Below are 11329 nucleotides of genomic sequence, written 5' to 3' on the forward strand. Positions count from 1 at the left end.
CCGCGAAAGAGATCTCGCTGTTGCCTTCCCGCGCACTTGCGCGTGTACTGTTCGCGTCCGAGCAGGCCCTGAAGAAGGCCCGAAAGAGGCCCGGCGAAGGCAGGTTTGATGGGTCAGAAAAGAATCGCCCCACCCCCGGTGCGCTGGACCATGTCGGTGCTGGCCGTCCTGTTGATCGGTTATCTCGCCGCGGTGGCGCTCCAGCCCGCCATTCTGGATCTGCTGCCGTCCGGGGTGGGTTGGTTCGGCCGGCCGGGATCGATGGCGACGACCGCGATCGTGGTCGGCGTCCTGGTCGCGGTGTGCGTCATGACCTTCCGGTCCAATTCCAGCCACCGTTTGGTCGGTGTGTCGTTCACCGTGATCGCGGTGCTCATCACCATGAGCGCAATTCTGGGGCTCAGCTCCTACTGGAACTGTCACGACGAGAACCACCCCGCGGTATTCACCCCGCTGATGCTGACCGCGCAGTTGATCAAGGGCAGCAGCAGCGACTATTCGCTGGGCGGGCACATCTGCCCCAGCCCGACGCCCGTCGGTCTCGAATTGGCGCGCATGGCGGCGGTTTCGGCCATTTTCACCGGCCTCGGCGGCGTGGTGGTCGGAGTGTTCCGGTCCCAAGTGGACCGGCTGCGGGCGAACTTCGCGGATTCGGTCACCGCCATCGTGGGAGTCGACGACGACACCGAATCGATGGTCAGCGGCGTCGCGCGGACGTTGGACCGGCGCAGCACCTTGGTGGTAGTCACCAGCGCCAATGACGACCGGGTACAGCGCCTGCGCAGAATGGGCGCCCGGGTGGTGCTGGTCGACTTCAACGCGCCCGCCACGCTGGTGTCGTTGCGGCTGTGGCGTCACCTGGGCCGGCTCTACCTGATGGCACCCGACCCGGCGATCAACCTGTTGTGGTTGGACCTGATCAGCAGGCGGCTGTCACAGGTCGCCAACAAGCGGCGGCTACCCCTCATAGTGCGGATCGACGATCCCTGGCTCGCCGAGGCATGGCGTGCCCAGCAGTTCGGCGGTTCCGACACCCGATGGGCGGCCGACGTCGTCGGCAAGTACGAGGTCACCGCGAGCCGACTCCTTGACGGGATCATTGCGACCGGGCGCACCAAACGTGTATTCGTCTGCGGCACATCACAGTTGACGTTGGCGCTATGCGCGGACCTGACCCGCCGGGCACTGGAACGGGACTTCTACACGCCGCCGGGGGCGGTCCCGCTGCCGTCGCTAACCCTGGTGGAACGCGACGCCGAGGAGTACCTGAAGGATCACGAGTTCTACCGCCAGCAAGCAGGATTCGCGTCCGACGGACCGTCGATCGATGCGGTGTCGGAGGGTCCCACGATTCCCACCATCCTGCGGCTGATCGGCGACACCGACCCCACCACGAGCGCCGTGATCCTCGTCGACACCCATACCGCCACCACCGGCACCAGGCTCGCCGCCCGCTTCCCCGAAATGCCCGTCTACACCTCGGACCTGAACACCAGCATCGCCGACGACTCGATCCAGGTGGTCGGCATGCTGCAGTCGTACTCACTGGTGCTGGACAGCCGCGAAGGTCAGGTCCAGGACGCCTGGGAACGGGCGGCCCGGCTGATACACGAGCGCTATGTAGCCACCATCGACCCCAGCTGGCCACGGGGGCCGGCCTCGGTGCCGTGGATCGAGCTCGACGAGTTCTATCGCGGCTCCAACCGGCGCCAGGTGCGCAACGCGCTGTGGATGGTCGAACAGATCGCCGGCCACACCTGGAACACCTGGGGCAGCCCACCCGCGCAGTTGTCCGGGCGCGACATGGCGGATTCGCCCCCGCTGGAGCAGCTCGCGTTGATGGGATTCGACCGGTACTCGGCGCTGGCCATGGCCCAGGCGGAGCACGAGGACTGGTGCCGCTACTACCGCCGTAACGGCTGGAAGTACGGCACGCCGCGAGACGACGCCCGCAAGATCCACGACAAGCTGGTCGACTGGTCCGCCGTCGAGAGCAACCCGGATCTGCTCAACGCCGCCGTGCGCAGCCTGGCCGCCACCCTGTGGAGCCTGCGCCAACTCGGTTACCGGTCCCGCCCGCTCTGGCGGACCTTCACCCGGGTGGGCACCGTTTTGGCCGAACAACGCACCGCGCCGTGGACCTGGACATCGGATTCGGGACACACCATGCACGCCAAGGCCGGCGACTGGGAGGTGCGATCGGACGACAAAACCTGGTCGGTGCGCGACGACATCTTCCACGCCACCTACGAGCCGGCCGGCGACGGAAGGTGGCGCCGAAAAGGACGCGTCCAGGCCCGTCCCGCGCAACCGGGCGAGTCGATCAACACCCTCGAAGGCCCGACGAATGCGGCCGACGGCGACTGGGTGGTCCGGGGCGCCGAGGGCGAACAGTGGCCGGTGCCCGCCCAGGAGTTCGCGCAGCGATACGCGGAGTTCCAGCCCTCGGATGAAACGCACGTTCCCGCAGTCGACTGACGGCGGTTACGGGCCCAGCCGGTATGCCCGGGTCGATTGCTGCGACCAGTGCCATGCGCTACCGTCGCATGACGGTTTCGCCGTATCCGCCTCCCCCTGCCCTCAATTGAGGAGACTGCCGTGGCCATATTCATCAGCTACTCGAGCCAGGACAGGACGTCACTCGACGCGCTGACGACCGCCTTGAAGCGGGCCCAACAGAAGGTGTGGTTCGACCAGGAGCTCGGTGGCGGAGACGCCTGGTGGAACGCGATCCTCGAGCAGATCCGGTCCTGCGATGTGTTCATCGTCGCGCTGTCCAACAATTGGCTGCAATCCAAGCCGAGCCAGGCCGAACTGCGCTACGCCCAAGCCCTCAATCGGCCCATCCTGCCCGTGCAGGTGGGACCGGTCGACAGTGTGCGGGTCAACCCCGTCTCCACACTGCAGATCATCGACTACCAGAACCCGACCGTCGACGCAGGCATCCAGCTGGTCACCGCCATCCACGCGATGAGCGCCAAGGCTGCTCCGCTGCCGTCGCCGTTGCCAGACGAGCCGCCGGTGCCGTTCGGCTACATCATGCGGTTGGGCAACACGTTGTCGGAGAAGGAACTCACGCCCCAGCAGCAGCTGCAGTTGCTGGTCGAGTTGCGATCCGGACTCGACGAAGACGGCGACGACCCGAGCGCCCGCAGCGACATCGCCCAACTGCTGCGCATGCTGCGGATGCGGCACGACGTCACCTACCGCACCAGGACCGAGATCGACAACGTGCTGGCCGAGATCGAGGCCAAGGCCGGCGCACCGGCCGCGAAGGCCCCCGCCGCTCCCGCGGCCACAGCCCCGGCCGCCCCTGCCGCCGGTGCTGCCGCGGCCGCGCCGCCGGCCCGTCCCGCGGCGGGTCACGCCGCACCCGCGCCCAGCTCCGGGCAGCCGAACAAGAAGTTGCTGATCATCGGTGGTGCGGCGCTGGCCGCCGTGGTGGCGATCGTGTTGATCGTGGTCTTCGCCACCAGCGGTGGCAATACTCGGAAGCCCGCGACGGCCAGGCCCAGCGGCGCTGCCGGCGGGTCCACCAACACGGGCGGGGCGCCAGCCGAAACCGGATCCCTTCTGCTCGGCGCCGCCGATATCGGGAATGTGCTGGGCGACCCGAATATGAAGGAAAGCGCCCACAGCGACCAGCTGCGCGCCCCGCAGGGCACCCTGTCCGACCCGGAGTGTCTGTCGGCCTTCGAGCCGTTCCAGGAGTCCGTGTACCGGCCTCACGACCCGACCGGGATTCACACCCAGGTCGTTCAGTCGTCCGGGGACGCCCATCGGGTGGTCCAGGCCGTCGCCAAGTTCCCGTCGGCCGAGAAGGCTCGTGCGTTCGTCGAGTCATCCGAGGGCAAGTGGCGGGCTTGCGCCAACAAGACCGTTACGTTCACCGGTCCCAGCAAGAGCACGGAGTGGAACTTCGGTGAGGTCAACGGCGCCGCGCCGAAGATCACCATGACGCGCGCGGAGACCGACAACAACACCCGAACCTGCCAGCATGCACTCAGCGCAGCCGGCGACCTGGTCATCGAGGTTCAGGCGTGCGGTAACGACATCACCGACGGTGGTGCGAAGTTGGCCGACCAGATCGCGGCCAGGGCGCAGAAGTAGCCACCGCCGGAGCCGCTGCAGAAATGGAGCGGCCCCCGAGCTGCGCTCCGGTTGGACAGACCGGAAGCTCGGGGGCCGGGTGGCTGCGGGAAATTCGCCAGCGCGCGTAGATCGCTGACTCTTCCGAGCCAATGCAGCTAGCGCGCAGCCACCTCACATGTCCATGAAGCTATCAATTTCGCGGACCACCTCCTTCCTTGTGTAAAGCCGACGCTACCGCGACTCCGGTCCGGCGACAACAGAATTAAGCGCTCAGCGATCGATGACGACGGCCGCGTCGACCAATTCGGCGAAGGTGTCTGCGAAGGGGGCCCGCGGCAGCCAGCGTCCGTCAAGGGTGTGCACCCGCGCCGCCAGTGTCATGCTCGACACCAGCCAAATGCCTTGCGCCGCGGAGAGGTCAGCCGTCCGCAGCGCGCGGTAGTCGCAGTCATAACCGCTGCCGCGCGCAACTTCGAACAGTGCCTGCTGGGTGGTTCCCCGCAGGATCGGATACCACGGGGGCGGGGTGAGCAGACACGGGCGACCGTCCTCACCGTCGACGGCGATGACCACGGTGGATCGGGGGCCTTCCAGGATGTATCCGTCGGAGCTGACGAAGATGACGTCATCGGCGCCTTGCTGCGCGGCGTGTCGCAGCACGGCCATATTGACTGCGTAGGACAGTGTCTTCGCGCCGGCCAGCAGCCAGGGCATCGAGTCGATGCCGTTGGCCGGCAGGCCGCGATCGAGCGTGATCGCCGCGACGCCGTCGCGACGTACCGCGGTGACACGTTCCGGGACCGGGTTGACCATCACATATGCCGTCGACGCCGTCCTCGCCGAGGCGCTCTCCCGGCCGCGGCTGTAGATCAACCGCATAGCGGCCTCGTCCTCGGTGATCGTCAGCCACTGCCTAGTCGCCGTCTCGATCGACCGCCGCCACTGCGGCAGGTCCGGTTCGGGCAGGTCCATCAGCTTCGCCGAGTGGGTCAACCGCTGCAGGTGCGACTCGACCAGACAAGCCCTGCCGTCCCGGACCAGCAGCGTCTCGAACACTCCATCGCCCCGCACGGCCGCCAGGTCGTCGGCGTGCAGCAGTGGCGTTGCCGAGTCGAGAACTTCGCCGTCCAGAGTGACGACCACACCCGTCATGAGGAGTGAGCCTAACGGGCCGGGCGCTCGGCGAGTGTGCGGCCGGCTTCACTCGGCAGGCAGCGTGCCGCCCCGCCGTAGAGTTGATGTGTGAATCCAGTCCCCGCCCCCGATCCCGGCCCCGACGCCGGCGCGATCTGGCACTACGGCGACCCGCTCGGCGAGCAGCGGGCAGGCGAAACGGATGCCGTACTCGTGGACCGCTCGCACCGTGCCGTGATCACGCTGACCGGCGCGGATCGCCGCACCTGGCTGCACAACATTTCCACTCAGCACGTCAGTGAGCTACCCGAGGGCGCCGGCACCGAGAACCTCAGCCTCGACGGCCAGGGCCGGGTGGAGGATCACTGGTTGCAGACCGAGTTGGGCGGCACCACCTACCTGGACACTGAGCCATGGCGCGGCGAACCACTGCTGGCCTACTTGCGCAAGATGGTGTTCTGGTCCGATGTCGCACCGGCCGCCGCGGACTTGGCGGTGCTGTCGCTGATCGGGCCGCGACTGGCGCAGGCGCCGGTACTGGCTGCGCTGGGGGTTGACGCACTACCGCCGGAGTGGTCGGCCGTGCCGCTATCGACCGGTGGGTTCCTGCGCCGGATGCCGACCACTCCGGACGGCCCGATCGAACTGGACCTGCTGGTGCCACGCGATACAGCCGCGGACTGGCGACAGAAGCTGACCCGGGCCGGTGTGCGTCCGGCCGGCGTGTGGGCCTACGAGGCCCACCGGGTGCCCGCCCTGCGTCCGCGGTTGGGCGTCGACACCGACGAGCGCACAATCCCGCACGAAGTGCGCTGGATCGGTGGACCCGGGGTGGCTGCGGTGCACCTGGACAAGGGTTGCTATCGCGGCCAGGAGACGGTGGCACGCGTGCACAACCTGGGCAAGCCGCCACGGATGCTGGTGTTGTTGCATCTCGACGGTTCGGCGGACCGGCCGTCCACCGGTGCCGCGGTGCTCGCAGCGGGGCGCACCGTAGGACGCCTGGGCACGGTCGTCGAGCACGTCGACCTTGGATCGGTGGCGCTGGCACTGGTCAAGCGCGGTATCCCGGCCGACACACAGTTGACGACGGGCGCCGACGCCGAGGTCGCGGCCGTGATCGACGCTGACTCGCTGCCGCCGGCGGATGGGGTGGGTGCCGGACGGCTGGCGGTCGACCGGTTACGCGGCGGCACCCGATGAGTCAACGTGACATCCGCCATGTGTGGCTGGGCAGGGCGCGCCCACCTTCGGCCGCGCGGCACGGTAAGCTGTCGGCAGGACAATAACGACACTAGAGATCGGAGCCGCCTACTTGTAGGCCGCTCCGTTATTTCGCGAGGGGGTCCCCCCATGGGCCGCGGCCGGGCTAAGGCAAAGCAGACCAAGGTTGCTCGAGAACTGAAATACAGCTCCCCGCAGACCGACTTCACGCGGCTTCAGCGCGAGTTGTCAGGGACGAGCACGAGCACCGATGAATCCGACCACGGGGAGGGCGATTCATGGGACGACGAGGACACCTGGCGTCGCTAATCTGACACCACGTGCCGAACGGCACCGAACCCGTCAGAACCTCGGATGCTGCCCGACAAGGCTGGCCCGCGGGCCGTCTTTTCCGCCTTTGCAGATGGTGCCCAGAACCCAGCAGTCGATGTGCCGCGCCATCAAGATCGCCTGGGCGCGATCGGTGTCTTCCGGCGCGACCACGGCGATCATGCCGACGCCCATATTGAAGGTTTTCTCCATTTCGGGCCGGGCGACGCGGCCGCGCTGCGCGATCATCGCGAATATCGGTGCGGGCGTCCAGGTGCCCCGATCCACCTCGGCGACCAGACCGTGCGGGATGACGCGTTCAAGATTTCCGGCCAGCCCTCCCCCGGTGACGTGGCAGAAGGTGCGGACCTGGGTCTCGGCAGCGAGCGCCAGGCAATCTTTGGCGTAGATCCGGGTGGGCTCCAGCAGCTCCTCGCCCAGTGTGCGGCCGAACTCCTCGACGTAGCCGGCCAGGTTCATCCGGTCGATCTCCAGCAGGACCGTGCGGGCGAGCGAGTATCCGTTGGAATGCAGACCGGAGGACCCCATCCCGATGATGACGTCACCGGGTTTGACGCGGTCGGGTCCCAAGACGTCGTCGGCTTCCACGACGCCGACGCCGGTGGCCGAGATGTCGTAGTGGTCCGGCTCCATCAGGCCGGGATGTTCGGCGGTCTCGCCGCCCAGCAGTGCGCAGCCGGCGCGCACACAGCCCTCGGCGATGCCGCTCACGATCGCCGCGACCCGCTCGGGCACGGTCCGGCCGACCGCGATGTAGTCCTGCAGGAACAACGGTTCGGCGCCGCAGACGACGAGATCGTCAACCACCATCGCGACCAGGTCCAGGCCTACGGTGTCGTGCTTATCCATTGCCTGGGCGACCGCCAGCTTGGTGCCGACACCGTCGCTGGAGGCAGCGAGCACCGGTTCGCGGTAATCACCGCGTAGCGCGAACAGCCCGGCGAAGCCACCCAGCCCACCACGCACCTCGGGTCTGGTGGCCTTGGCCGCCAGCGGCTTGAACAAGTCGACAGCGCGGTCACCGGCTTCTATGTCCACCCCGGCCGATGCGTAGGTGATGCCCTGGTTGCCCGCGCCGCGTTTGGCGCTTTGTTCGGGATCCGTCATCGCGATAAAGGCTACCGGTCGGCAGTCACCCTGGTGACGGTTACCTCCGCAGAGGTTCCGTCAGCGCCCGACCGGAACTTCCGGAGCGTCCTGGCCCGCCAGGTCACGCAGGCCGGCGCCGCGCGCCGCATTGGCCAACATGTGCTCGATGACGTTCTTGCCGAGCGCGCTCTCGCTGGGCAGTTCGATCGGGTAAGTGCCGTCGAAGCATGCCGTGCACAGGCGTGACGCGGGTTGTTCGGTGGCTGCGATCAGGCCGCGCAGCGAGATGTAGCCGAGCGTGTCGGCGTTGATGGCATGCCGCACCGCCTCGAGCATCTCCCCTTCGTCCTCGACGGCGTTGGCGATCAACTCGGCCGGCGAGGGAAAATCGATGCCGTAGAAGCAGGGCCACTTGACCGGCGGCGAGGCGATCCGCACGTGCACCTCGACGGCTCCCGCTTCGCGGAGCATGCGCACCAGCGCCCGCTGGGTGTTGCCGCGCACGATCGAGTCGTCGACCACAATGAGCCGCTTACCGCGGATCACCTCTTTGAGGGGGTTCAGCTTGAGGCGGATGCCGAGCTGCCGGATGGTCTGCGACGGCTGGATGAAGGTGCGCCCGACGTAGGCGTTCTTCATCAGCCCCTGACCGTACGGAATACCGGACTCCTGCGCGTATCCCACGGCAGCGGGGGTGCCGGACTCCGGCACCCCGATGACGAGGTCGGCGTCGACGGCGCATTCGCGGGCCAACTGACGACCGATATCGAGGCGGGCACCGTGTATCGACCGGCCGCCGATGGTGCTGTCCGGCCTGGCCAGATACACGTACTCGAAGATGCAGCCCTTCGGCGTCGGATTGGCGAAGCGGGTGGATCGCACCCCATCGGCGTCGATCGCGAGCAGTTCGCCCGGCTCGATGTCCCGGACGAACGATGCGCCGACGATGTCGAGGGCAGCGGTTTCGGAGGCCACCACCCAGCCGCGATCCAGTCGGCCGAGCGACAGCGGGCGCACACCGTGCGGGTCGCGGCATGCGTACAGGGTGTTTTCGTCCATGAATGTCAGGCAGAACGCCCCGCGCACAGTCGGCAGCAGTTCCAGCGCGGCCTGCTCGAGGCTGGAGTCGGCCGCCCCATGGGCCAGCAGCGCACCCAGAATGTCGGAGTCCGTGGTCGCGGGGGCGGGTGCCCGCTTGGCGATCAGGCCCTCGTCACGGGCGCGGGCAGCGAGCTCCGCGGCGTTGACCAGGTTTCCGTTGTGCCCCAGGGCAACTCCGGTGCCGGCGGCGGTGTTGCGGAAAACCGGCTGGGCGTTCTCCCAGGTGGTGTCACCGGAGGTGGAGTAGCGGCAGTGGCCGATGGCGACGTGACCCTCCATGGCCGCCAGCGTCTGCTCGTCGAACACCTGACTGACCAGTCCGAGGTCCTTGAATACCAACACCTGGGATCCGTCGGCCACGGCGATGCCTGCGGCTTCCTGGCCGCGGTGCTGCAAGGCGTAAAGGCCGTAATAGGTGAGTTTGGCGACATCTTCACCCGGGGCCCAGACCCCGAATACGCCACACTCTTCACGAGGCGAACTGAAGTCTTCTTCGGGCTGCTGCGCGGTCACGGTGTGGCGGCTCCCTAGGGCGCGGTTGGTGACGATACGGAGTCTACGGGCACCTCCGGCCGCCCGCGCAATGCCGACGGGCGTGTTGCGGCGGGCGAAACCGACGTGTCACCACGAAACTCCAGGTCAAACCAGGTTAGGGCGCCAAACGTAACAGCGGCAACCAGTGTTCTATTTCACAAACCCGCGAGCCGGAAAGGGCCAGCACGCCGCTCGCCGCCGCCTCGTCGAACCCCAGCTGTCCCGTTGCCACCAACAGCCACGTACGCGCGTCGGTCTCGACCACGTTCGGCGGAGTGCCGCGGGTGTGCCGGGGACCGGATACGCACTGGACGGCGACGAACGGCGGAATCCGCACCTCCACGCTGGCGCCGGGCGCCAGCTCGGCCAGGGTGCGCGCGGTCAGCCGGACGGCGTTTGCCAGGTCGGCCCGTTGCGGCGCGGGGCTGGTTTCGTCGCGCAGCCATCCCGCGATTGCCGACACGGCATCCCGCGTCTTTGCCGGATCGACCTTGGGACGGGCAGCCATACCATTAGGGTCTCAGAATCATGGAGCGTCGTCGCTCGGGCGCGCGGCCACCCTATCGAACCATCGGCCTCATCGCGCTGGTGGTGCTGGCGTTCGTCCTGGGCGCGCTGTACTGGCAGTTCAGGGGGAACTTCACCCCGAAAACAAAGCTGACGATGGTGGCGCCGCGGGCCGGTCTGGTGATGGACCCGGGCGCGAAAGTGACCTACAACGGCGTCCAGATCGGACGGGTGGCCACGATTGCCGAGATCACCCGTGACGGCGTCCCCGCCGCCCAGTTTGTCCTGGACATCTTCCCGAAGTACATCGCGCAGATCCCGGCGAATGTTGACGCTGAGATCAAGGCGACGACGGTGTTCGGCAACAAGTACGTGGCCCTCAGCTCGCCGAAAATGCCTGCACCGCAGCATATCACGCCGTCAACCGTGATCGATGCGACGAAGGTGACGACCGAATTCAACACGCTGTTCCAAACCTTGACCGCCATCGCGGACAAGGTCGATCCGGTGAAACTCAACCTGACGCTCAGCGCCGCCGGTCTGGCGCTGGCCGGGCTGGGCGACAAGTTGGGCGCCTCGCTGACCAATGGGAACGCCATCCTCGACGACCTGAACCCGCAGTTGCCTGCGGCCCGCCTGGACGTGCAGCGGCTCACCGCATTGGGTGACGTCTACGCCGACGCCGCACCGCAGCTGCTGGCGGCTCTGGACCAGGCGGCGACCACGGCCCGCACGGTCAGCCAACAGCGCAACGAATTGGACTCGGCTCTGCTGGCGGCCGCCGGGCTCGCCGGCACCGCGACACCGGTGTTCGAGCGGGCGGGACCGTATCTGGCGCGGGGCGCCGCCGATCTGCTTCCCACCGCCCAGCTGCTCGACGAGTACAGCCCCGAGATCGTGTGCACCCTGCACAACTACGACGAAGTCGCGCCCCGAATCCGAAATGCGTTGGGCTTCAACGGTTACGCTCTCGGAGCGTCGTCGTCGGGCGCCATCACGGGCGCACCGGGCCCGTACATCTACCCCGAGAACCTGCCCCGGACCAACACCAGGGGTGGCCCCGGGGGAAAACCGGGCTGCTGGAAGAAGATCACCAGGGACTTGTGGCCCGCTCCGTATCTGGTGATGGACGCGGGCTACGACCTGGCCCCCTACAACCACTTCGAAATCGGTTCGCCGATGTTTCTCGATTACGTGTGGGGCCGGCAAATAGGCGACAACACGATCAACCCATGAGCTCGAGAGTCCGAGCCGATTCCGAGACGACATCGGCAAACCGAGTTTCACCGCATACAGAGGGCAGAACGACAGCGTCGGG

At 67.4% G+C, this 11329-nt stretch carries 9 protein-coding genes; 5 read left to right on the forward strand and 4 right to left on the reverse strand.

The genetic code is table 11. The annotated features are described in order from the left end of the window. Positions 1–108: 108 nt before the first annotated feature. The gene (locus tag JX552_RS27115; RefSeq protein ID WP_205874852.1) at positions 109–2478 is read left to right on the forward strand and encodes a RyR domain-containing protein; all 2370 of its coding nucleotides are present in this window, start codon (positions 109–111) and stop codon (positions 2476–2478) included. Positions 2479–2598: 120 nt separating this feature from the next. Then, on the forward strand, positions 2599–4110 hold the full coding sequence (locus JX552_RS27120) for a sensor domain-containing protein (protein WP_205874853.1): 1512 nt from the start codon (positions 2599–2601) through the stop codon (positions 4108–4110). 252 nt (positions 4111–4362) lie between these two features. Here the strand turns inward: JX552_RS27120 and JX552_RS27125 are convergent, their stop codons facing one another. Beyond that, on the reverse strand, positions 4363–5235 hold the full coding sequence (locus JX552_RS27125; protein WP_205878717.1) for an aminodeoxychorismate lyase: 873 nt from the start codon (positions 5233–5235) through the stop codon (positions 4363–4365). Between the two features lie 99 nt (positions 5236–5334). Between JX552_RS27125 and ygfZ the strand changes: the two genes are divergently transcribed. Together ygfZ and JX552_RS27135 are read left to right on the forward strand one after the other, a co-directional pair. Further along, on the forward strand, positions 5335–6429 hold the full coding sequence (gene ygfZ / locus JX552_RS27130) for a CAF17-like 4Fe-4S cluster assembly/insertion protein YgfZ (RefSeq protein ID WP_205874854.1): 1095 nt from the start codon (positions 5335–5337) through the stop codon (positions 6427–6429). 150 nt (positions 6430–6579) lie between these two features. Further along, positions 6580–6759: a DUF3073 domain-containing protein gene (locus JX552_RS27135; protein ID WP_205874855.1), complete on the forward strand. Its 180-nt coding sequence runs from the start codon at positions 6580–6582 to the stop codon at positions 6757–6759. Between the two features lie 33 nt (positions 6760–6792). On the opposite strand, the gene purM is transcribed toward JX552_RS27135, so the two are convergent. From purM to JX552_RS27150, 3 genes are all read right to left on the reverse strand, one after another. Continuing rightward, positions 6793–7887 carry a phosphoribosylformylglycinamidine cyclo-ligase gene (purM, locus tag JX552_RS27140; protein ID WP_205874856.1) on the reverse strand — a complete coding sequence of 365 codons (1095 nt, stop codon included), beginning with the start codon at positions 7885–7887 and terminating at the stop codon, positions 6793–6795. Between the two features lie 60 nt (positions 7888–7947). Then, complete coding sequence (gene purF, locus JX552_RS27145; protein WP_205874857.1) at positions 7948–9483, reverse strand: amidophosphoribosyltransferase; 1536 nt, start codon at positions 9481–9483, stop codon at positions 7948–7950. Positions 9484–9619: 136 nt separating this feature from the next. After that, positions 9620–10012, reverse strand: coding sequence for a sterol carrier family protein (locus tag JX552_RS27150; protein WP_205874858.1), 393 nt, complete (start codon positions 10010–10012; stop codon positions 9620–9622). Between the two features lie 20 nt (positions 10013–10032). Here JX552_RS27150 and JX552_RS27155 point away from each other — a divergent pair, with 20 nt between their 5' ends. Further along, positions 10033–11247 (forward strand): MCE family protein, encoded by a 1215-nt coding sequence (locus JX552_RS27155; protein ID WP_205874859.1) that lies wholly within the window; start codon positions 10033–10035, stop codon positions 11245–11247. Positions 11248–11329: the final 82 nt, after the last annotated feature.

Source organism: Mycobacterium gordonae, from assembly GCF_017086405.1.
Classification (GTDB): Bacteria; Actinomycetota; Actinomycetes; order Mycobacteriales; family Mycobacteriaceae; genus Mycobacterium; species Mycobacterium gordonae_D.

Coding starts and splice junctions, on each gene's coding strand:
- JX552_RS27135 (WP_205874855.1), top strand. CDS start 6,580: ATGGGCCGCGGCCGGGCTAAGGCAAAGCAGACCAAGGTTGCTCGAGAA.
- JX552_RS27155 (WP_205874859.1), top strand. CDS start 10,033: ATGGAGCGTCGTCGCTCGGGCGCGCGGCCACCCTATCGAACCATCGGC.
- JX552_RS27115 (WP_205874852.1), top strand. CDS start 109: ATGGGTCAGAAAAGAATCGCCCCACCCCCGGTGCGCTGGACCATGTCG.
- JX552_RS27150 (WP_205874858.1), bottom strand. CDS start 10,012: ATGGCTGCCCGTCCCAAGGTCGATCCGGCAAAGACGCGGGATGCCGTG.
- purM (WP_205874856.1), bottom strand. CDS start 7,887: ATGACGGATCCCGAACAAAGCGCCAAACGCGGCGCGGGCAACCAGGGC.